General features: G+C 39.4%; 14 protein-coding genes and 1 tRNA gene. 6 read left to right on the top strand and 9 right to left on the bottom strand.

Features of this window, described 5'->3' with window-relative positions:
- Positions 1-192: 192 nt before the first annotated feature.
- From QNI22_RS38005 to QNI22_RS37980, 6 genes are all read right to left on the bottom strand, one after another.
- Positions 193-1437: a glycan-binding surface protein gene (locus tag QNI22_RS38005; protein ID WP_314519558.1), complete on the bottom strand. Its 1245-nt coding sequence runs from the start codon at positions 1435-1437 to the stop codon at positions 193-195.
- Between the two features lie 53 nt (positions 1438-1490).
- Complete coding sequence (locus QNI22_RS38000) at positions 1491-3125, bottom strand: RagB/SusD family nutrient uptake outer membrane protein (protein WP_314519556.1); 1635 nt, start codon at positions 3123-3125, stop codon at positions 1491-1493.
- A 26-nt stretch (positions 3126-3151) separates the two neighbouring features.
- Positions 3152-6349: a SusC/RagA family TonB-linked outer membrane protein gene (locus QNI22_RS37995; RefSeq protein ID WP_314519554.1), complete on the bottom strand. Its 3198-nt coding sequence runs from the start codon at positions 6347-6349 to the stop codon at positions 3152-3154.
- 804 nt (positions 6350-7153) lie between these two features.
- Positions 7154-8647, bottom strand: a complete 1494-nt coding sequence (locus QNI22_RS37990; RefSeq protein WP_314519552.1) for a P-loop NTPase family protein — start codon at positions 8645-8647, stop codon at positions 7154-7156.
- A gap of 161 nt (positions 8648-8808) precedes the next feature.
- Positions 8809-10197 carry a SusD/RagB family nutrient-binding outer membrane lipoprotein gene (locus tag QNI22_RS37985; protein ID WP_314519550.1) on the bottom strand — a complete coding sequence of 463 codons (1389 nt, stop codon included), beginning with the start codon at positions 10195-10197 and terminating at the stop codon, positions 8809-8811.
- Positions 10198-10241: 44 nt separating this feature from the next.
- Positions 10242-13256 carry a SusC/RagA family TonB-linked outer membrane protein gene (locus tag QNI22_RS37980; RefSeq protein WP_314519548.1) on the bottom strand — a complete coding sequence of 1005 codons (3015 nt, stop codon included), beginning with the start codon at positions 13254-13256 and terminating at the stop codon, positions 10242-10244.
- 362 nt (positions 13257-13618) lie between these two features.
- Here QNI22_RS37980 and QNI22_RS37975 point away from each other — a divergent pair, with 362 nt between their 5' ends.
- The 5 genes from QNI22_RS37975 to QNI22_RS37955 all read left to right on the top strand — a co-directional run bounded on the left by QNI22_RS37975 (position 13619) and on the right by QNI22_RS37955 (position 20146).
- Positions 13619-15229: a GAF domain-containing protein gene (locus QNI22_RS37975; RefSeq protein ID WP_314519546.1), complete on the top strand. Its 1611-nt coding sequence runs from the start codon at positions 13619-13621 to the stop codon at positions 15227-15229.
- A 247-nt stretch (positions 15230-15476) separates the two neighbouring features.
- Complete coding sequence (locus tag QNI22_RS37970) at positions 15477-17285, top strand: hypothetical protein (RefSeq protein ID WP_314519544.1); 1809 nt, start codon at positions 15477-15479, stop codon at positions 17283-17285.
- Between the two features lie 395 nt (positions 17286-17680).
- The gene (locus QNI22_RS37965; RefSeq protein ID WP_314519542.1) at positions 17681-18643 is read left to right on the top strand and encodes an NADP-dependent oxidoreductase; all 963 of its coding nucleotides are present in this window, start codon (positions 17681-17683) and stop codon (positions 18641-18643) included.
- A gap of 32 nt (positions 18644-18675) precedes the next feature.
- A complete protein-coding gene (locus QNI22_RS37960) occupies positions 18676-19422 on the top strand; it encodes an SDR family NAD(P)-dependent oxidoreductase (protein ID WP_314519540.1) in 747 nt (248 codons plus the stop codon).
- Between the two features lie 148 nt (positions 19423-19570).
- Positions 19571-20146 (top strand): TetR/AcrR family transcriptional regulator, encoded by a 576-nt coding sequence (locus tag QNI22_RS37955; RefSeq protein ID WP_314519539.1) that lies wholly within the window; start codon positions 19571-19573, stop codon positions 20144-20146.
- Between the two features lie 162 nt (positions 20147-20308).
- Here QNI22_RS37955 and QNI22_RS37950 read toward each other — a convergent pair.
- Both QNI22_RS37950 and QNI22_RS37945 read right to left on the bottom strand, forming a co-directional pair.
- Positions 20309-20380 (bottom strand) — tRNA-Glu (locus QNI22_RS37950).
- A gap of 120 nt (positions 20381-20500) precedes the next feature.
- Positions 20501-20845 (bottom strand): 4Fe-4S binding protein, encoded by a 345-nt coding sequence (locus tag QNI22_RS37945; protein ID WP_313989801.1) that lies wholly within the window; start codon positions 20843-20845, stop codon positions 20501-20503.
- Positions 20846-21034: 189 nt separating this feature from the next.
- Here QNI22_RS37945 and QNI22_RS37940 point away from each other — a divergent pair, with 189 nt between their 5' ends.
- Positions 21035-22048, top strand: coding sequence for an acyl-CoA reductase (locus QNI22_RS37940; RefSeq protein ID WP_314519537.1), 1014 nt, complete (start codon positions 21035-21037; stop codon positions 22046-22048).
- 62 nt (positions 22049-22110) lie between these two features.
- Here the strand turns inward: QNI22_RS37940 and QNI22_RS37935 are convergent, their stop codons facing one another.
- Entirely contained in the window at positions 22111-23529 is a 1419-nt protein-coding gene (locus QNI22_RS37935) for a PorP/SprF family type IX secretion system membrane protein (protein WP_314519536.1), read from the bottom strand.
- Positions 23530-23559 lie beyond the last annotated feature (30 nt).

Raw genomic sequence — 23559 nt, 5'->3', positions numbered from 1 at the left:
CACCCTTTACATCTGTTAACCGGACAGACTATACACAACTCTACACTAGGTATAGTCCATTCATATTTAACTGATTTGCCTGGCATTAGAACAATAGGTATTCAGATCTGATCCTATAAAAATGTCCTGTTATAGCACATAGTCTCTACAACAGGACAAACGTTTATAATCAAGACCCAAAGACTGAACGTATTACTGGATATTCTTAACTACTCTGATATTATCTACTGCTGCAGAAAATGTCTTTACAGTCTCACTTCCGTCATTAATAAAGTAGAAGTTGATACCACCAGTTCCCGATTCACCCAGCACTTGAGTAAGAGAGGTTGGTGAGCTACCACTATCATCATACGAACCATCTTTGGTTTTCTTAAAATCTGTGAGAGGGATAGTTACTGTATGCCAACCGGTAGTGGTCGTATAAGCAGTACTGCTTGAACTATTATCACCTCCACTCCAAGGAGCATACCGAGCCATATAATTGTTCCAGTTACCATCTTTCGCAATCAAAATACTTCCAACTTTCCATTCTTCTTTAATATAGATTTCAAACTTCAAAGAATAGCTGGCAATCCCATCATTCAGATTTTCGGCACTTACCCATTGAGCAGAGCCGGTATTAATGGATCGGTTAGTGTTCCACCAGCCACCATCGCCAGCCCCAATACCAGCAAACTCCATCAATGCATAATTACCATGACCTCCTGGAAACTTAGAATCGTCACTGGAAGTAGCACATCCCCAGAGTAATGTATTCACATCATCAAAATTACATAGTACACCAGAGCCGGTATAAAAATTAACAGGTGCGCTAGATTCTACCTCTCCATATTTAGTCGTAACCTTTACAGATCCACTTGTTGTCAATGAAGCAGGAATTGTTACTTCAATAGCCTCTGCATCTTCCGATACGGTAAACTCTGTTACCTCCACATTACCAGGGAAAGTAATTTTCTCTACCAGATAAAAATTAGCTCCGGTAATAGTCATCTTCGATCCGGGAAGTTCATTTTCATTGTAGATACTACTAATAACAGGCTTAGGAGGTAATAATGTAAAGGAAAAAGTGGTCTCACCGTGTGTAGTAACAATCCGCAATGTATTGGGAACAGAAGATTCTGTAGCTTCTGTCGGAGCCTCTGCCGGAATAGTTATAATGATGGTTTGGTTAGTATTATAAACCGGGTTAAAGGACGCATCATAGCCATTAAAGTAGATATTTTTTGCACCAGCTAAATTCTCACCCTGAATGGCAATCAGTGTACCAGGATATGTCTGCGTGAATGTACTATCTTTTGTTGCAGGATCGAGCATTCGAACTTGTTTGATAACAGGTGCTCCCAATTCTTCATCCTTACAGGCATTGAGAGACACCATGATAGTGAGCAGAACACTCCAGTAAAGGAGGGTTCGTATATGAATAGATATATTTTTCATGATAGCGTATAAATTACAGTCTGTGAAACAGTCAATCAAAGGAATAGTAAGACCTACAAATCCTCGGTAAATGTATAGGGAACAGGTTCCTTACGCAGATTGGGAGCCTGAGTAAGCTCTACTTCCGGATAAGGCAGAAAGAAATGAGCCGCATCTACACTATAATACACAGGATTATAGGTAATATTCCATTTGGGAGGAACAGATCCTTGTACATGCGTAATCGTATAGTTCCCTTTGTCCATGTTGCTGAGTATATTCAATGCCTTGGTAGGATTGAAGTAGTACAACCGCACAAACTCATACCATTGTACACCTTCCATGGCACACTCAATACGCTTCTCATGAAAAATATCATCAAATGTGATGGATGTCTTAGCTGTCAATCCGGCTCTTGTACGTACAGCATTAAAGTACTTGAGTGCTTCAGCATCACTAGTAGAGTTTGCATTTCCCATAACAGCTTCTGCATAGATCAGGTATACTTCTGCCAATCGTAACATATATGTATTGATAGCTGTACGCATAAAAGCAACCTTACCATCATTGTCAGAGCTTAAGCCTACTACATATTTCTTTACATTGGCACGATTTCCATTTGTGACAACTAGCTCCTCTGTACTTTGCGTCCCATCAGGATTGGTCACAACCTGATGGACATAATTATATCGGTCACCTGGAAACATAAACGTTGCCTTTCTGCGGATAGAGTCTGCTGCTTCATATTCTTTCAGAATGTCAGCAGTGGCGCCATGATCTATACCCCATCCATCCGAAAAACCTGTAATGGAGGAATTAAAAGCCATATAAGCCTGTAATGTATTTTGTGTTCCCCACTCTCCATTGTATACCCATTGCAAGGCAAACAAACTCTCCACATTGTTATTATTCGCAGTTTTAAACAAATCAGCATAGTTTGCTACCAGCTTAGCACCACTATTGTCAATTACATCTTTGGCATAGTATCTGGCACTATCCAGGTCGGTTTGATCCCGACTTCCTTCAGAGTGGTTTAAACCTGCTCTTGTCAGAAACATTTTGGCTAACATTCCTTCGGCAGACCATTTTGTAATACGTCCTTCAGCTACAGGTGTAACAGGCAGATTCTGAGCAGCATATCTGAAATCCCGGATAATAAATTCCCAAACAGACTCGACTGTATTACGTGTAAGTGTTGTATCCGTTAGTAATGCAGTGTTATCTGTAATAATAGGCACAGCCTGGTAATTACGTACAAGATAGGAATAAGCCAGACCACGCATAAAACGGGCTTCTGCAATCGCATGTTTTTTAATTGATTCAGATACTGCTGCTCCCGCAAACTTATTGACATTTCGGATGATCGTATTACACTGCCCGATTGTATTAAAGAAAGCTCTCCAGCTATACAATACCTCATCTTCTGTAGATGAGGTGGTAAAACGCACATGAGAAGTCCAGCTAGAACCCGAAAATAGTGTACCTCCCCGTGCATCACCAACAGCAAATGAAGCTTTGTCGTTATAGTCAAACCAGACAGTGTTATACAGTGGAGCCGTTCCCATCAACACTTGATCGTCTGTCTGATAGTAGTTTTCATCTACAATCGAATCCTGAGGTGTTCTTTCCAGAAAATCTTTGCCACAACCTGATAGCAAGAATACAAATGCAGTAAAAGCCGGATATATAAACTTGTGAATATTTTTCATACATGTAGAAATCAGAGAATCCAGAATTAGAAATCAATACCAAGGTTAAAAGTATACATGCGAGTCAGCGGATAACGACCATAATCTACACCTGTTACTGTACTGTTAGGGTCTGAGCCATTTCCTACATAGGCGCCTACCTCTGGATCATACCCTTTGTATTTGGTAAAAGTGGCTAAGTTCTGAACTCCCAGTGCTATACGAACTCCGTCTAATCCTGAAATTCTTGAGTAAAGGGATTTAGGGAGTGAATAACTAAGCTGCACATTTTTGACACGCAGATAAGATCCATCTTCTATGTAATCCTGTGTAGCTCTGTCTCCGTTACCATTGGCATCACTTGCCACAATACGAGGATGAGTGGTTCCTGCATTTGATACATAAGGATTTCCTTCATCGTCAGTTTCCAACCGAGCATAATTGGTTGCTCCTTTCAGAAGATTGCGACCAACATTGATACGGGTTACGTTTTCATTTTTGAATCGCACATAGTTAAAGATTTGATTACCATAGGAAGCTGTCAGTAATACCATCAACTCTACTCCTTTGTAATTAAATGTGTTGGTAAATCCTGCTGTGAACTTAGGCCATGGATTGCCAATTATTTTCTGATCCTGTCCGTCAATAATACCATCCCCATTTAAATCTTTGTATTTTACATCCCCAACCCAGGTGCTGCTTTGTGCTACTGTATTGTTTTTAGGAATAGGAGAATTCTTAACTTCATCCAGATTCTGGAATATACCTTCTTTTACATAACCATAAAATTGCCATATGGGCTGCCCTATCTGCGAACGAGTCAGGAAGTTTGTCATAAACCAATAGGTTCTATCCAGGTAGGCATTCTCTGAATATAGCTTGGTAAGCTTGTTTCTTACCCCCGATATATTCAAGCTACTTCTCCAACTAAAATCACTTTTATTGATATTTACAGTGGTAATAGTAACGCCATATCCTCTATTCTCCATAGAACCCAGATTCACAAAAGGTGCGGTGATAGACCCTTGACCAGATGTACCCATGTAATAAGGTAATGGAGTCTTCATTATCAGCTTATCTGTTTTTCTCAGATACACATCTCCATCAACTTGAATTCTGCTGTCAAACAAACTTAGATTAAGGCCTAAATTATAGGTAAGAGTAGGCTCCCATTGAAAGTTTTCATTTGAGTAGTTTCCTGCCAGAAAACCTGCGCCCCAAGTAGTTGTATAAGAAGTTAGTTTAGCTAAGTATCCTTGTCCTCCTCCAGAGTTCCCGGTAGTTCCTGTTTCAAACCGGATTTTTAATTCATTCACTACTGGAAGGTTTTTCATGAAAGCTTCCTGTGAAATGCGCCAAGCCACAGATGCTGAAGGGAAATATCCCCAACGTTTATTTGCTCCAAAGTTGATAGAGCCATCTGCTCTAAAAGCAGCCTGGAAATAATATTTGTCAGCAAAAGAGTAATTTAACCGTCCCAGGTAGGACTCTAAAGCCCAACTACCTCTTGTACTCGTATTGGTAGCTGTTTTTGCATCGCCTAAAGATAACTCCGTCAGATTATTGGTTAAAAATCCGGAACGAGCACCAGACAGGTTTTCATACCAGCTTTCCTGTGCTTCGTGACTTAGCATCACCCCAATCGAGTGTTTCTTAATTTGTGTGTTGTACTGTACTAACTGATTCCAGTTCCAGTAAAGCGAGTTTCCCGCAGACTTATCAGAAATTGCCGTATTATTTGTAATACTACCCATTTTATAGGTAGGTGTAAATGTATATCCGTTACTAAACTGAGCATTTCCATTCAATGAAGTACGAAACACCAATCCTTTCCAGATATTGATATCTGCACTGATACCTCCCAGCGCATTCATTCTGCGAATCCGGTTATCAATTAGGCTCGCCAACGCAATCGGATTGGATGTGGAGAACTGTGCATTTACAGGCCCACCCCAGCTGCCATCCGCATTACGTACGGCTATATTGGGAGCCTGCTCTATAGCAATACTTATCAGATCATTTTGTGTGGAGTTAACTTTGTCCTTAGTCTGATTCAGAGCAATATTAGTGCTTAGCTTTAACCATTTACGTGTTTGATTATCTACATTCAATCGGAAAGCATATCGGTCAAAGGCAGATCCAGCCACCACACCTTCTTGTTTAAAATATTCTCCTGACATGTAATAGGTAGTCTTATCATTTCCTCCACTTAAGCTTACCTGATGTTTTACCAAAGGAGATTGACGGAATAACTCTTTTTGCCAGTTAGTGCCTTCTCCAAGCAAGGATGGATCGTGAAATTCAGGAACAGGTGTATTACCTGTCAAAGACCGATATTCATTTACCATCTCAGCATATTCTCTCAGATTCAGAGTTGGTAAATAACTGGGACGGTCTTGTAGCGAGTAAGTAAAGGCATAACCTGCCTTCATTTTACCGGATTTACCTCGTTTGGTAGTAATCAATACAACTCCATTTGTTCCTCGTGAACCATAGACAGCAGTAGCTGAGGGGCCCTGTAAAATGTCAATAGTTTCAATATCACTTGGATTGAGGCCTGCCAACGGGTTAATAGAACTTGTTTGTCCGTATGATCCACCTGCTGCCCCTGATATCTGAACCCCATCAATGACATATAACGGTTCTGTTGTTCCATTCACTGAACTTATTCCCCGAATATTTACAGAAATGCCACCACCCGGTTGACCAGTATTTTGTGTAATGTATACATTAGCTGCCCGACCCTGAATAGCCTGCTCCAAGGTTGTGTTCACGGTCTTTTCCAGATCTTTTGCAGCAATAGTAGTCTGAGCAGAACTCAGATCTGCGCGTTTCATCTCTCCATACCCCACAACAACCACTTCATTCAGTATAGAAATATCTTCAGGTAAAAGCACATCAATCGTAGTACGAGAGCCTACTTTGATTTCCTGAGTGACATATCCGATAAAAGAAACAACCAATACATCATTGTCTGAGGCTTCAATTGTAAATTCCCCTTTGGCGTCTGTAGTGGTTCCAATAGAAGTTCCCTTTACCAGAACACTGGCTCCCGGAATTTCTTTAGTATCCATCGCAGACTGGATAGTTCCTTTGATGGTTCTTTTAGCCGATTGTGCCTGTACTTCGGAAAAAATCACGGATAGTCCAGTCAAAAGAAGAACCCATGTTATCCAATAATAACCAGAAGTGGCAAATAAGAGATTCCTGATTCCAGAATTAGAGTGTGTAAATAGTTTCGCCATAATACAAGTGTTCATTTAATAGTGTGATTGAATGGGTAAAACAACCTTGCATTTCAAGAATTGAAACTGCTTAATGAAGTGCCAATCATAGCTTAAGCATAAAGTGCATCCATTCAGGAGTAATACCAGACATTTTGTGGAGTAAAGTCAGGCCCGATGCGATTAAGGTTGGTACATCGCTGCTGGAATGGATAGGATAAAGTCCCGGCTCTATACTGGAAAATACCAGAGGCCGGGAAAATATCAGTTTCTTATCAACGTTTATACCCCTCAATTAATGGTACAAAATTATGTTACAATTGCACTTTACACATCGGGGAAAATCCCTGAAAATAAAACTCAGGGAAAACCCTGAGTTTTTGAAAGGAAAGGCTTTATACAAGCATTGAAGGCAGTTTTTCTTATCCAACAAATGCCTATTATTCTTTTGATAGAAGAAAAAATATAAGAATAAAAATCTTTTTCCTTGGATTTGTTTTATCTGTTAGCAGGTAAATAGAGATAGGATAGCGATTTTTGCCAGATCAATTAAACTGCATAAAAAAGAATCCCCAAAACATCTGTCTTTTCGGTTTAACAGAAGCTTTGGGGATAAGCACAACCAATTACCTATTTCGTTATTTCAATATGTATGTATATGTTTTTCATGTCTCGCCCAAATGTATAAGGGCCTTGATAAAACTTTAACGAATCAGTTGCACTGGAATGCCCGGAATAAGCATAGTAGTGAGTAGGGCTTTGTGTATCATTTCGCCAAACCAATAGCATAGGCTAAGCCATAAATATAGAATCTTATTACATTCTCTACTTACCTATAGAGCTTTTGCGTATCACAACTACCCTATCCTCCCCATTACCAGGAACAGATAATTTTCCACTTCCAGTAGAAATTTTCTGTATGGACTTTCCAGTAGTTACATCAAACCATTCTGCTTCATAGACACCCTTAGGGAGATTAATTGTAAGGTCATACATATGAGGGGTCATAGACTCCCAGTAGATTACCCATTGCGACTTTCTATCACTTAATGTATAAGTAACAGCTCCGGGGGCGGTCTGTACCACTGAAGCATCCGGAAATAAGTTGATAAATCCTATTCTATCAAAAAAGTGTTTCAATATACTCAATTGTTTACGAAGCATGACACTTCCGCCACCTGGAGCTTTATAGGAAGTATCCTGTCCTGTTTCGTTCCCAACGGAAAACGAATAATCCAGATGGTTGAATAAGCCCCCACCTGCCATTAAAAATCGCCAAGCCTGTCGACGATAGGTTTTGTCTTCTCTACCTGCAAATCCTGTTTCATTAAAACCAACCGCTTTATTCAGATAATAATTATCTGTTACCGCTTTAGGCAATGCATAATGAAAATTAAAGATAGATACATTGGAATCTGTGTCAGCAATAGGGTAATAAAAGTTACTTATATTTTGAGAAATCAAATGTGGTTTGGCAGAGAGTTTTTGTTCTTCCTCTCTAATCCATTGTGCTACTTTCTTTTGCCATTCTCTGGACTTCTGTGATACAATCTGAATTTGAGTAAACCAGTCTTTAGGGGCTCCATATTCATTCCACACAAAAGTTTCCTCAGATTGATCCCACCATGGTTCGTTCTGAATCTCAAAATAAAAATTTCCAAACGGCAGCAGTTCCTGTACCAATTTACGTACATACTTTTCCTGATACCCCAGAATATTTCCATTCGCCAATGTGTTTACCTGTTTAGAAGTAATAGTGTCAGTGTGATTGACATTATTTATTCTGTTAAACGCACTGTATTTCCATCCATCTTCATAATAAGACGAAAACAGATTGATCTCTACCATAATACCTAGTCGGGCTGCTTCAGTCATAAAGTCCTTCAATCTGGCAAAGTAGTCCTGATCCCAGGTAGTCAGATCAAATTTATATCCGCCTAATACATAACCAGGTGTTTTACTTCGTGCCCATGGCAATAGTAATCGGCCTTCCCGTGGTGCTATATTGTTTCGGGTGATTCCAAAATCTCCCAGTTTCTCCACATAGGCACCCATAAATACTCTTGTCACATTCAAACCCTCGTTAGCAATAGTGTGTAAGTATTTCTTGTAGTCAAAATCAAGATTTATAACAGAGCCATAATGTTCACCTGACCCTACCAAAACCATCGGTCTGTTCTGATACAAAAAATAGTGTGAGTTCTGTGGGTGTAGGTGTAATACACTTTTCACTTGTGCTTTTAGTGGGTAGTACTTTCCAATACTTATTACACCCAAAACACATATTATTTTTATCCAGAAGGAAACAATTCGAGCCATAAACCTGCGTTTTCACTAATTACGACTCAATTTAACTCAATAAAAACACAACCAGTTCATTAGTAAAGAAAATCATTTTACAACCTATCCAAATTACTTGAATACAACAAAAAAGGTTGTCATATGTATGACAACCTTTTCAAACCAGGTTATATGTTCCATCATTCAGGATCACTCCATACACGATCTTTCAATGTTGCACTTTGTTGTGGCTGAGGATTTGTTGAAATCTCAGAGTTTGGATAGATCAATCTTCTGGGGATTGCTGTAAATAAGGCATGTGGCACTAAATTGAGAGCAGGATATCCTGTACGTCGCCAGTCACTGAATACTTCTACAGAAAAGATATTAGCAATACTTTTCTCTTCCATAATCCGCTCCAGCGCATTACTGGCAGTCAAGGTTCCTCTACTAGCCAGATAAGCTGCAGACGAGCCAGAGACTCCTAATTTAGACATATCTGCCTGAATGGCAGCAGCATAAGAATCCTGAGCAGCAGCATAGCCACTGGTAAGCAAATCAGCTTCGGCTTTCAGAAATAACGCCTCACGATAATTAATCAGAACCAGTGAGGAAGCTTCTCCTGCATAAAATTGACCTCCTATTGAGTAAGATCCCAGACTACCAATACCTTCTGTTCCTATCTCACGTCCTCTGTATACACCATCTTCTTCTGAGAGTGCAACCAGCTTTGAGATACGTGGGTCCTGACGATCTTTTAACAGATTCACTGTATGTGCGGACATTATTAGTGTTTCTACAGGTAAAAAATTCGAGTACCAACGATTTTGGGTCCCAGCTCCTCCCGGATAAGGAAATTCCAGATCATCATCATTTGACTGCATCCCCTTTTCCAAAGCAGCCAAGGCCAAACCTGCCTGTGTAGCAGCATTATACCCTGGAGCCTTGGTTAAGTGCATATAATAACGCGCCTTTAATGTATAGGCTGCTCGTATCCATTTGTCTGCATCTCCGTTATACAAATAGTCATCACTGCCAGGAGTCAGTCCGGTCCCTGCTTCAAGATTAGCGATACCTTTATCCAATAAATCCTGAATAGTTTTGTAAATATCTTCCTGACTATCATAGGTAGGATAGAAATTTCCGCTCCCTGCAAATGCCTCTGAGTATGGAATATCACCCCACAAAGTAGTTCCATATCCCAGGCAATACGCTGTTAGAATCTTAGCAATACCTGCATATTTCAAATTGCTATTAGCTTCTGCTTTGCTGTTGAGCAAATGCAGATTTTGCAGACAGATAGTGTAGAGATAATACCATGTATCGTTTTCATCCGTATTAGCCAGCAGATAAGTACCTACATTAGGCACTGGCTGATTCAGGGCTACTGTCTGCATAAAGTGATTTACATGTACGCTAGACCATCCACCAATAACACCTTGCGCAAGATTATACTCCACAGGAGATAGGATTAGTTTTTCCTGCACATCTTCAGGATTATTAGGGTTACTATTTACATCAAGGTACTTATCACATCCTGTGCAAATGATCAGGAAAGCAGCAACTAAAGAAAGCTTTATATATTTCATTGTGAATTTTCAGATTAGGCTACAAGAATTTTGCGTCAGATAGATTATTTAAACGTTACAGATAACGTAAAATTGAAAGACCGCGAAGTCGGAACAGAATAAGCATACGTTCCAATCGCATCATTACCAGTACCAAAACTGTTTACTTCCGGGTCTGCGCCTGTAAAATGAGGAGAATAAATCCACAGGTTACGTCCAGTTGCAGTCAGAGAAGCCGTAGCAAAAGGTGTTTTCTGAAGTAGTAACTTTGAGAAGTTATAGCTAAGGCTCACATTTCGCAACTTGATGTAAGTACCATCCTGTACTGCTTCTTCATAGATTGTATTTAATCTCTGATAGTAAGCCTGTCCAGTTACTTCCGTAGTATTCTCTTGTCCATCCGATTCCCGAATACCTGACACCACACGGTTTTCGCGGTTTTCTGTTATTTTTGGTGTGCCGTAGAAATATCCATATCGCTGATCAGAGTTCATAATATCTCCTCCCTTTTTCATATCAAAGAAGAAACTTAAAGTGATCCCCTTATAACGAAAGGTATTTGTAATCCCCCCTAGCCAGTCAGGTTGTATATTACCTACTTTTTGATAATCAGAACTTAGCAAAGGCAATCCACTATCATCGATCAGGATACGTCCCTGTTCATTACGTTTATATCCATAATTATAGAATGTCCCATAAGGATCACCCACAAAGGCATACGTCTGGCCCAAGTTTAATTGATCCTGACCTCCATAGATACGGGTAACTTTATTGTTAATCTTTGTATAGTTTACCGTTACATCCCAGGAAAAATTATCTGCTTTTACAGGTGTTAGATTCAACAACACCTCAACTCCCTTATTAGTCATATCTCCAGCATTCAGTGTTGTATAACTATAGCCTGTAGATGGAGCAATAGGAATATTCTGAGTCAGGAGATCTTTGTGTCTTCTATCAAAATAACTTGCTTCAAAACCAATACGATTCTGTAGTAACTTCATTTCCAATCCTACCTCAAACTCATTCGTATTTTCATTGACCAGATTGGCATTGCCCAGCGTATTCTGCATCAAGAAGCCATTCTGTCCGTTAAAAGGAAAGTTTGTAGCAGTGGTATATGGTGTAGTAAGGCTATAAGGACCCACATTGTCATTCCCTACCTTAGAATAAGACAGGCGAAGTTTTCCAAAATTGATGGCAGGAACAGAAGACAGCAACTCAGAGAAAATAAAGCCCATAGAGGCCGAACCATAGGCATAGTAATTATTTCCTTTAGCCAAAACAGATGTACCATCATAACGGCCTGTCAGTGAGAAGTTCAGTAAGCCTTTATATTCTACATTCGTTTGTCCATAAAAACCAACTTTTCTCTTTCTGGAATAATTTTCATAACTCACCTGACGTTCTGCATTGCTAACGTTATTGAAGTTATCAACTGTCAAACCAGTACCTTGAATCTGGTAGGTTTGAGAATAGGTTGAGAAAAGGTTATTACCCAATAACAGACTTACATCCCAATCCGGACCAAAATTTTTCCGTGCCTCAATAATTAAATCATTATTAAACTGACGAAAGTTATTGTTTCGGTCTGTAATAACACCTTTGGTAGCTAGTACATCACTGGGAGCTTCAAAGTACTTGATTTGCTCGGTATATACATCTGCGCCAACACGTTCACTGATTGTTAACCAGGTTAGTGGTTTATATGTTAATGTCAGAACGGGAAGGAATCGATTGTTTCTTGAATCGTTGTAGATATTATCCAATACCCAGTATGGATTATTACGTGAATAACGGAATACACGTTGATTTCCATTTGCATCCAGTGCAGGTTTCGGATCCCAGGTAAATGGAGCGGTAAAGACTGTCCACAAAGGACTTTCCAGACCATATCCCTCAGCAATCCGGTGATTAGTAGAATTTACATAGTTGAATTGAAATGTGCTGGTTAAGTTATCAAATAATTGATTTTGGAATTTCAGGAATGCAGAATGACGTTTGTAATTGGTAGTAGGCACCGTTCCGGTCTGATCCAGGTAAGAGTAGGAAAGCAGATAATTTGATTTATCAGAACCACCCTGAGCACTTAATGAATTTGTGTATGTTTTTCCTGTCTGAAAGAACTCTTTCATTGGATTTTTATTTCGTACAGGCACCCCATTCACTGTCAATCCTTTAATTTCCGGCCCCCATAACAAACTTGTTTTCTGGTCTTCTCCATTGTAATACACACCTCCAGTCCCTTGTGCATACTTGCTTTGAACAGAGGGCAGGATTGGACTTTCCAATGAAAACTGAGATGTAAAGTTGATAGAAGGCTTCTTGTATGCACTTCCGTTTTTGGTTGTAATCATTACCACTCCACGAGCAGCACTTGATCCATACAATGCAGAAGCTGCAGAACCTTTTAAGACGTTGATACTTTCAATGATAGAAGGATCAATATCCGATAAACGACTGACACCATTTCCGGGTCCGGCATTTCCTGTCTGACTATTATTGATAGGTACACCATCCAATACAATCAATGCTTCATTATCACCCAGTAAAGAACTTGTTCCTCGAATCACAATACGAGAAGAACTTCCTGGTTGCCCGGTTGAAGAAGTTATCTGTACACCTGAGATCTTTCCAGTCAGTGAGTTTAATACACCCGTTTCCTTGGCTCTGCTAATTTCCTCAGCCTTTACTTCCTGAGTACTATAGGTCAGCTGTTTCTTTTCGCGCTTAATACCCAATGCAGTTACAACTACTTCATCCAGTGCTCTGATATCGGGCTCTAATGTAACTTCCAGTACAGAAGTATTGCCCACCTGTACTTCTTTTTTCTGATAGCCTACAAAAGTAAATACCAGTACAGCTTCTGGTCCGGGAGTTTCAATATTAAATTTTCCCTCAGCGTCTGTCTTGGTTCCTTTGCTTGTACCCTTTATAAAGATGCTAACGGCAGGGAAAGCCTCTCCTGTCTCAGTTCTAACAGTACCCTTTACTACAACCTGTGCATATACCTGCGGTATTACAAACAGACCCAGAAAAAGGAACTGTAATCCAACCATACATTTTTTCGGGATGTTCTTCATAGATAAATACTTTTAAGAAAGGTTAATGGTTTCTACCAGCAATTTATCATTTTGAAAAAATACAATCCCGCAGAATATTAACACATACAAATACTATTTTAACATAATATCTTCTGCACTTAAATACTTTTACAATACACCTACCCAAACCCAACCCATAGTAAGTCAATAGCATACATTTCGTAATTTCCCAGATATTCCCAAAACCTGTACTAAGAATCCTTCAGAGTCTATCTAATTTGAGATAGTTCTTACATGTCTATGAATATTCCTGATAAGCGATGGTGATTGGAAATGGCTTCCACTATTTTTGACCAATACTTCGTAACTAATAATATTCTTATTCATATATACTTTACAGTATGCGTACACTATTAAGAAACCTCTCTATTGGTAGGAGGCTTTTGGTAATTGTTTATACATCTCTCTTTTTTTTCTCTGTAATAGCAGTTGTTTTCTGGTATACTTCTGCTAAGAGCGAACAAATGAGTGACAGGATTGACCATCTTAATACCTTAAAGGAAGAAATTGCAGAAACAAAACATCTGTACAATGCACTACGGGGACATCTGGGATTTGCCTTTATCATTAACACAGAAACAGAAGCAGACAGAGCAAACCAATTAAAAGAATGGTTCAAAAATCATCAAGCTCTTCTGAAAGAGTCAACAAATCGTGTCAAAAAACATCAAAACCTTTCTCCTGAGCTTCAGGAACTCAAACTAAAATTCCTGGCTAAGGTTGAAGATCTTTCCGCTCTGAGCCAGAACAATTTTGATAAAATACTGAACAGCACATCATCTGATTCGCTAAAGTATCAGGAAGTTAAAGAGTTTTTGTTTAGCGAATACTCTACTTCATTCCAAAACCTTATAAACACTACACAAACTCTGGAAAAAGATCTTGAGGCAGAATCGCATACACTGATCCTGGAGATACAATCACAGGAGAATACAGCCAAATGGGGGATTATTATTTTCATAGTGATCGCGGGAATCATTCTCTTTCTTTTCTCAAATCTACTCATCCAATCTATTACCCGTCCTATTAATCAAGCTAAGTCAAATCTGGAACAATTATCTGAAGGAGAATTACCTGATGTAATACTCAATGAAAATAAAGATGAGGTATCCCGTATGATTGGGTCATTGCATCAACTGGTTGTTAATCAGAAACAACTTATGGACTTTACCCGCCAGGTAGCCCAGAACAACTTCTCTGTAGAAGCCTCCATGTACAATGGCAAAGGCCCTATTGTACAAGCTTTACTACAAATGCGTAACAGTCTGAAGGAATCTGCACAGAAAGAAGCCCAGAAGAACTGGCACAATGAGGGTTTATCCAAACTGAGTCAGTTGCTACGCAATAAAAATATGGATCACCAAACTTTACATGCAACACTGATCCAGTTTGTTGTCAAATATGTAAAAGCCAATCAAGGATCTATCTTTCATGTGGTAGAAGAAGATAAACAACTTTATCTGGATGTGGTAGCTACCTATGCCTATGAACGAAGAAAATACCTGAAAAAACGTCTGGAATGGGGAGAAGGATTGATTGGATCGGCTTGTCAGGAACGAGATATTATCTATCTGACCGATATCCCGGAAAACTATGTTCGGATCAGTAGCGGGTTAGGCACAGCCAATCCAACCTGTTTGCTCATTGTTCCCTTCTTATCTGAACAAGGTGTAGAAGGTGCTCTGGAGCTGGCCTCTTTCCAACCGTTGGAACCCTATCAGATAACCTTCTTACAGGAAGCTTGTAATGCCATAGCTGCCGAGTTGACTATTTTGAAAACCAATCAGAAGATTCAGCAGTTGCTGGCTCAGTCTCAGTTACAGGCAGAGGAGTTAAGAGCCCAGGAAGAGGAGATGCGTCAAAACATGGAAGAACTCGCTGCTACTCAGGAAGAGATGGAACGAAAAACCCGTGAAATGGAGGATACCCTGAGTCAATTCCAACACCAATAAAGCTACGAATCAATATTTAGTTATCCAAGAATAGATACATCTACCCATGAGATTAAAAATCTTTATAGGTAGATGTATCTGTTTATACCTACTCTATTCTTTAGAAAGACAAGTCATTACATATACACATATACTATTTTCTTCTATCCAGATTTGACCATAGGATGATTCTTCCTATCTTAACATACTCATTAACAATATCTTCGACTTCCAACTTATTTCTTTACTATTCTATCAACACTGTACTATGTATCTTAGCTTCAGATGGATACTAACGGTTTTATTACTGTTGGTTAATTGCTTATCCTGGGCTCAATCTGAAACAAAAGTCTTCAAGACCCCTTTAGGTGATCTCACGAAATATCAATTTACAGTTACAGGTACTCCGCCAGATGCGAATAAGACGCAGACATCTCAGCAAAGGATGTTTTTTCTATTAAAAAATCCGGAAGGAAACAGTGAAGTAATCTGGCAGGACACACAGAACCAGAAAATATTTGTGAGTAAGTTCAATACAAACCTAAGCAGTATTCAGACCATACCATTACCTAATATGGCTAATACAATCCTACTAGCAGCTACCAATGATGCAGTTGGTAACTATTATTATATTACCTACCAGACCTTTTCAAATGATGATACAAATGACCTGATTTTTCTATCCAAGGCATCTTCCAATGGAACATTACTAAAGAAGCAGGTACAAAAGTCCGATCAGAAAAATTTAGATATCTTTCATATCAGCTCATATGGTGGTACGCTTCAATATCAGAATGGATATTTGCTATTTATAATGGAGCGTATCATGAATCAAAGTTCAGATGGATTAAATCATCAGGGTGGAATTGCGGTAGCATTTGATCCGACAACTCTTTCTGTTATAAGAAACTTTGGACAAACATCAGGACACTCATTTGACAACTTTCTTACCCAAAGCCAGGATGGAAATTTTGTTGCCATTGATCTTGGAGATAACTATCCGAGAGGGATTCATCTCCATAAGTTTAGCAAAGAATCCATCAACTCCAAAGTTATATATACATTCAAAACAGAACATGGAACAGAAGCGGGTGGTTATGATGGTAGTAAAACGTATCCATTGTATGCAGAAATTAGCAGCCCTAGCCAGAAATATTACAAATGGTCAAATGATAATCAGACATATACTGAACTTGGAGGCATTGTAGAGACAAACGATGGATATTGTGTAATTTTTGCGGGTGAGCCTGATCCTAATAGTAAATCATTGAATAGTAGCCGCATTGGAGAGGCAAATAAAGATCCTCGTAATATAGGATTCATTAAAGTACGAAAAGACTTTGAAACAGTGAGTGCACCTTCCTGGAATGTTGTACCCAAAGAAATCATTTTATCAAAAGGTATTTCAGAGAAAGGAGGCTTTTACACATTTGGAGGAGAATGGACGCCTCAGGCGAATGAAGGTGTAACCTGGCTTACCGGCTATACCAATGCAAAGACAGAGAATGCAAAATTTATAAAGACAGCTTCATTACCCGATGGAAACATTCTGATTCTTTTTGGGACAGGAAGCAAAAGTTCCTGGGATAATTCTAATTTTGGTTATAGTCCCTATATGCTATCTCTTCAATCAAATGGCAGTATCAATATACCAGAATATTCACTTCCAGCAGAGCTTAAACTCAATCGAAGAGATGAAATTCTGGTAATCAATAATCAGGTATTGATTGTACAAGGCAACGCACCCAATCATTCTCTTGAATTGTTTGCATTAGATTTATCCGGACAAGCCAGCACAGAAACTTCAGCACCTGAAATTACTTTGGAAGGAGATTTTAACAGCCTGCAGGGCGTAATGCATCCATTTAGTTGTTATTGCGGCAATGGTGGTAGACTTACCTTATCAGATGGTACTAAAAAGTTTATTTGTTTTCCCGATCAGATTCCTGCACCTGATTGTCAGAGAATAAAAGTAACAGGAAAGTATGTCCGGCGAGCAGTCAGTGCCAAACCTTCTAACCCTTGTCCTGAAGGTGAAAGGAAATTCTTTGAAGCAACGTCCTATATTTGTCAGTAAAACTGTAAGGCAAAGCAATAATTATCTGCCTAAAGTGCAAACAGGTAAAAAACAAAAAACCAGCCTTCAAGGCTGGTTTGTAAACTTTCGTAGAGTCAAGGGTAATGCTATTGAATGAAATAATTGAAATTTTGCTAAAATTCAGCGATTTATAGGTTCAATTATAACATTTGTTTGTAGTATATCACAGCCTAGGTGATAAAACAAAGGCGTGTTGCTGCGCTCCCATTAAGCACCGCTTTTCCATACCAGGATGATGCAATGTAGAGCATTTGCTAGCTGTTCGAGTATAAAACACTAACATTTGTTAGGGTATCCTAGAATTAATAGTTTATAAATTTGGAACTATTGTTCCAATAAGCAGGTTCTTTTATTGGAACAATTATTCCAATAAAATGAAATCGATAATATTGAATGCACATGGCGGAGTGGACCAACTGCAACTCCGTGAAGTCCCGATACCTGTGGCAAATGCGGACGAAGTCCTCATCAAAGTTCACGCGATCAGCATTAATCCAACGGACATTTATGCAAGACAGAATGTTGCTTTGAACTACATTTTTAACGGTGAAGAGCCTAGAATTTTAGGATGGGATATCGCTGGCGAGATTACAGGATTAGGAAGGGGCGTTGAAAATTTTAAACTGGGAGATCGTGTGTTCGGTCTGCTTAATTTTCCTACACATACAAAACCCGGCCATGCTAAAGGATACGCCGAATATGTCATTGCGAGAGTAAAAGACATTTCGCTGATACCTGAAAGTGTATCCTACGACGAGGCTGCCGCTGCCGCTCTGGCTGCCTTAACAATATGGCAGCCTTTGAAAAAGGTACCAATACAGAAAGGGAATCGCGTGTTTATTACCGGAGCAGGTGGTGGTGTTGGACATTTTGCAGTTCAAATTGCGAAGCACTTCGGTGCCTACGTCATAACACTTGCTTCTGGATCAAAGCGGGATTTCATTCTTAGTCTGGGAGCTGATGAATTTATTGACTATCAAACTGTTGACTTTTTAAACGCTCTCGAGCCGGTAGACTATGTAATCGAAGGCCTTCGCGATGGACATCTTGCGCGATCACTAAAAGTTGTAAAAAAGGGCGGAAACTTGTTAAGCCTCTGGTCACAAATTGAAGGGACGTCATGGCAAAAGCAAGCAAGCGATTTAGGAATTCATGCTTTCTATAATGCGGTCGAATCAAGCGGAAAAGACTTGGCGGAGATCGCCAAGTTACTTGAAAAAGGCGCGGTAAAGCCACATATATCAAAAAGATTCCATCTCAACGAGATAGGCAAAGCGCACGAAGCAATGGAAACAAATCACGCAACTGGCAAAATTATAGTTAACCCCAATTATTAAATCTATTGAAATCAAATCTAATATAATATATCATGTCAAAACTAAGTGAAAAAGTTGCTTTCATAACCGGCGGTACCCGCGGTATGGGGCGAGCTATTGTAGAAAGACTAGCAACCGAAGGTGCCACTGTTATTTTTACATACTTGAATTCCGAGCACGTTGCGCAGGCATTGGTTGCAAGCATTCAAAACGATGGAGGAAAAGCTCTGGCAATCAAGGCGGACGGCGCTGTTAAGGGATCTGTAGAGAAAGCTATCATTGAAGCAGTGTCTAAGTTCGGGAAAATCGATATCCTCGTTAATAACGCAGCAGTGTCAGTAGCCGGGCCAATCGAAACAGCTTCTGAAAGGGTAGCAGAATATGATCGTCAGATTGATGTGAATATTAGAGCCGTAGCGGAAGCAGTACGAGCGGTTCAAAAGTATATGCCTGACGGAGGACGTATAGTTAACATTGCATCGGTGGGTGGACGTCGGATTGGAAGTCCCTACCTCTCTGAATATATTGCAACCAAAGCAGCAATATCGGCTTTAAGTCGTGGATTAGCATGGGATCTTGCGCCAAGGAAGATCACGGTGAATAGCGTTGAACCCGGTGCGATTGATACCGACATGATGCCCAGTGATCCGACGATACGAAACAGTTATATAAATGCTATACCCCTAAAACGCCTCGGGAAACCGGAGGAAATAGCATCTATGGTAAATTTCCTTGTTGGAAATGAAGCAGAATATATCACCGGCAGCAGTTTTACAGTCGATGGTGGAATTTCAGCATAAATAAGTAAGGTCACATGAAATGAATGAGTTTGTGTGACGCATTCGACATTCTTACGAATGAAGCTAAGGAAGGCAAACGTCGGAAAATTCTGAAGTTTGTCTTCCGATTTTTTTTTGAATCATCAATTTGATTTAGATTGCATTGACTATGGGACGCAATAAAAATTTTGTAGAAGAGGACATCCTTGATAAAGTGATTATTCTCTTCCAAAAGCAAGGTTACAATTCGACTTCTCCAGAACAACTGGTAAGTTTCTTAGGCTTAAGTCGTTCAAGTATATACTCCACGTTTGGTGACAAACGGGAGCTATTAATCAAAGCACTACAACGATATCGACAGATTACAAAAGCTTCGTTGGACAAGATCATAAAAGAGAGCAACGATCCGCTGTCAGGTATCTGGCAAATATTTAATATGTCTGTTGACGGATGTTATCATCCTGAAAACCCCAGTGGCTGTTTCCTCGTAAATTCGATTGTAGAATTTGGCTCTGAAGATAGTGAAGCTCGACAGATCCTTAACGATAGTTACACTGACTGCCGCGATGCTCTTTGTCACTTTCTCCAACTTACCAATAGAAACATGAGCAATGGGAGTCTGCAAATACTAGCGGACTATCTTATTAATGCAATATGCGGTATTGTGATTTCGGCAAAGGCTGGAATGAATGAGAAGCAATGCAGGAATGTAGTCGAAATGACTCTCTCGGTCTTGAAATTTTAAGTTTATGACTCGCCCGCGATGCCGGCACGATTTGCTCTTCTCTGGTATTTCAGAATGTACCCCGCTTGATGAATTAGAAGCCAGCCACGCAAGCAGTAAAATTGAAAAATAGCTAAAATAAAAAAGCAAACTCGGAAAAGTTTGCTCTTAATCTTAAAAATGTAGTCCATACGGGAATCGAACCCGTGTTTCATCCGTGAAAGGGATGCGTCCTAACCCCTAGACGAATAGACCGTAATTCCTAAATCGTGGTGCAAATGTACTGCTATATTCTATATAATGCAAGTCTGATGTAAACTTTTTTTCACGGCTTCCTTTGATTAGTATGAAGCCGTGAAGGTATGCTATTGACTATCAATTATGTAGCCAGTCTTTTTTAGCTAATAATTCGTCTTCAGTTTCGCGATAGTCTGGATCATCCACACAACAATCTACCGGACATACTGCTGCACACTGAGGTTCTTCATGAAAACCCAGGCATTCTGTACATTTGCCAGATACAATGTAATAGTATTCATTTGAAATTGGATCCTGAGCTGTTTTTGCGTCCACAACTGAGCCATCTTCCAGTTCTACCTCTTTCAGTTCTGTTCCACCGGCCCAGTTCCATTCTACTCCACCTTCATAAATAGCAGTATTTGGGCATTCCGGCTCGCAGGCACCACAGTTGATGCACTCATCGGTTATCATTATCGCCATAAAATATCGTTGCTTCGTTTATATATGGTTAATTAAAATATATTGAATTACAAAAATACAGACTTAAAACTGTTTTGAAAACAGAATTGTTACCAATTTTGCCATAATATATTCACAAAGGTAATACATTCTATCAAATCTATCAATTAAGTAGATTCTACTACTATCTACATAAAGGCTCTTGTACTTATGACCATCGACGAAAGAAAAGCTGCATTTATAGAAACAGGAAATCGTTTACGTACTCTTTCAACAGAACAATTGCAGGAATGGCAGTTTCGAATAAAATCAGAAAATCCCTGGTTTACGCCGGAAAATGTACAGCAATCTTTACAAGGTATTGCGTTTATGCTGGAACAGGAACAACTTGATCAATGGCTAGAGCACTATTCGTTTCCAATACTATCTCCTAAAAAAATCGGTGTTGTAATGGCAGGTAATATCCCGGCAGTTGGCTTTCATGACTTTATGTGTGTATTGCTTAGCGGACACATACTGTTAGCAAAACTTAGTTCTCAGGATACATTTCTTATAAAAGCCATTGCCTCAATTGTTCTGGAAGTTGAACCCCGTTTTGGAGACTATATTCAGTTTGTGGAACGATTAACAGAAGCAGATGCTACTATTGCCACAGGAAGCGACAATTCAGCCCGTTATTTTCATTATTATTTTGGAAAAAAACCTAACATAATTCGTCAAAACAGAACATCCTGCGCAATTCTGACAGGCGAGGAAACTACAGACGAACTCCTTGCATTAGGTCATGATATAACAGAATACTTTGGACTTGGATGCAGAAACGTTGCGAAACTATATGTTCCTGAAGGATATAACTTTACTACTTTCCTGGAAAGTATTGAATCTTTAAGCCCGATTATTCATCATCATAAATACGCCAATAACTATGACTACCAGAAAGCAGTCTTTCTGGTAAATCAGATTCCGCATTTTGACAATGGATTTCTTTTACTCACCCCGAATGAGGCATTAACCTCTCCAATGGCTGTAGTTTATTATGAATTATATACTGACAAAGAACAGCTTAAGGAAAAGATTCAGGTCAACCAGGAGAAACTGCAATGTATCGTTTCTAGGAATAGCTGGTATCCAGGTAGTTATTCTTTTGGACAAACCCAATGTCCAAGTCCTGCTGATTATGCAGATGGTGTAGACACAATGGCTTTTTTACTTAACCTTATCTAACAAAAAACAATTACACCTTACAGATATCACTCACTCTGTAAGGTGTGATTCCCTATAATTCTTTATTTTCCGGAAGGTTTTATTATTCTCAGAATTTGTAGATTCTCAAATTGATCCTGAGCCTTTAAGTCTGTTCCTACCCGTATCAGATCTTGCAGCTTGCCACTAGCCAGATAAAGATAGTAAGTCCGGTTTAATGAGTTAAAGCCTATTTTTGGAGTGTAAGGTTGATCCTTCAGATCTTCCTTGCTATTTATTAATTCTCTCTCAGCTTTTTCTTTTGTATCAAATGAACCAATAACCAGATAGTTACCTATATTCAGATCCTCTGCACTGCTACCTTTATGTATAGTTTCCAGTTTTACTCCTTCTGATTCATTCTCTGTGGAAGGCATTTGTTTCGATGTGGATGCTGCTTTTGCCATAGGTAGCTTACTGGATGCCGAATTATTTGCAGGTGAAGCAGATCTTGATTTCCTCACACGTCCGGCGACAAAATCATCACTTATATTTAATCGGGCACCACCTCTGGCAATCGATTGTTTACTCTTACCTAGTTTACCCAAATACAATCCAAGTTGTATTTCATGTGCTGGATTGGAATAATTGTATTGTTGGGCATTTGCCAACTTGTAAGCATACCCAATGCTCAGCTTTTTTGCCTTATATCCTACAAAAGCTGCATTTCCATACTCTTGTCTGAAAGTGCCACCAAACCAAAACTTATCATTATACAAAACTCTGGCATTGACCTCCAAACCGGATACAGCATCTGCCATAGATCTATAGATTACTAATGGCCTGATAGTCCATCGTTCATTAATTTCAAAATCATATAATGCATAAAATAGCTGACTGCTAAATGTATTGATTTTAAGAGCAGAAGTATTCCTGTCACCACTCTGATCAATCGTCGCAAAGGAAAGCATTTTAGGAAATGCCACCCCTAACTGAAAACTTTTTATCTGATAGTTCACTCCAAAGGCAAGGTCAGGCTGAAATTTGCCATTAAGTCTGGCAATAGCCGGGTCAGCCAGGTTTACACCATCTGGATTTATTGCATTGTAAAAGAAACCACCTGTTACTCCCAATCGCAATGTATGTGAGTCTTTTCCCAGAATAAGTTTGCGGGCAAACGTACCAGATAAACCAGTTGTCTGCATAATGCTGCGTCTGAATGTATAGATATTTCCACCAAAGGCAACCTGCTGACTTCTGGTAAATGGGGCATCAACAGAAAGAGAGAGATGACGAGGTGTATCTTCAAAACCAGACAAAACCTGTTGATGATAGGTAATAAAACCTGTCAGTTCATCATTACTACCTGCCATAGCCGGATTAAGCTGATACAGGTTGTTAAATGTATGGATATAATAGTTGGGATTCGGGCTTAACACCTGTGCCTGTAAAGATATGCCACCCAGTAACAGAATACTTACACTGATGGTTATCTGGCTCCATAGTAAGATAACAGATTTCAACGTTCTAAACCTTAAGCTGGTAAAACTTTA

The sequence above is a fragment of the Xanthocytophaga agilis genome (assembly GCF_030068605.1).
In the GTDB taxonomy this organism is placed as follows: domain Bacteria; phylum Bacteroidota; class Bacteroidia; order Cytophagales; family 172606-1; genus Xanthocytophaga; species Xanthocytophaga agilis.
This window is presented reverse-complemented; position numbering and strand designations above follow the sequence as displayed.

Coding starts and splice junctions, on each gene's coding strand:
- QNI22_RS38005 (WP_314519558.1), bottom strand. CDS start 1,437: ATGAAAAATATATCTATTCATATACGAACCCTCCTTTACTGGAGTGTT.
- QNI22_RS38000 (WP_314519556.1), bottom strand. CDS start 3,125: ATGAAAAATATTCACAAGTTTATATATCCGGCTTTTACTGCATTTGTA.
- QNI22_RS37995 (WP_314519554.1), bottom strand. CDS start 6,349: ATGGCGAAACTATTTACACACTCTAATTCTGGAATCAGGAATCTCTTA.
- QNI22_RS37990 (WP_314519552.1), bottom strand. CDS start 8,647: ATGGCTCGAATTGTTTCCTTCTGGATAAAAATAATATGTGTTTTGGGT.
- QNI22_RS37985 (WP_314519550.1), bottom strand. CDS start 10,197: ATGAAATATATAAAGCTTTCTTTAGTTGCTGCTTTCCTGATCATTTGC.
- QNI22_RS37980 (WP_314519548.1), bottom strand. CDS start 13,256: ATGAAGAACATCCCGAAAAAATGTATGGTTGGATTACAGTTCCTTTTT.
- QNI22_RS37975 (WP_314519546.1), top strand. CDS start 13,619: ATGCGTACACTATTAAGAAACCTCTCTATTGGTAGGAGGCTTTTGGTA.
- QNI22_RS37970 (WP_314519544.1), top strand. CDS start 15,477: ATGTATCTTAGCTTCAGATGGATACTAACGGTTTTATTACTGTTGGTT.
- QNI22_RS37965 (WP_314519542.1), top strand. CDS start 17,681: ATGAAATCGATAATATTGAATGCACATGGCGGAGTGGACCAACTGCAA.
- QNI22_RS37960 (WP_314519540.1), top strand. CDS start 18,676: ATGTCAAAACTAAGTGAAAAAGTTGCTTTCATAACCGGCGGTACCCGC.
- QNI22_RS37955 (WP_314519539.1), top strand. CDS start 19,571: ATGGGACGCAATAAAAATTTTGTAGAAGAGGACATCCTTGATAAAGTG.
- QNI22_RS37945 (WP_313989801.1), bottom strand. CDS start 20,845: ATGGCGATAATGATAACCGATGAGTGCATCAACTGTGGTGCCTGCGAG.
- QNI22_RS37940 (WP_314519537.1), top strand. CDS start 21,035: ATGACCATCGACGAAAGAAAAGCTGCATTTATAGAAACAGGAAATCGT.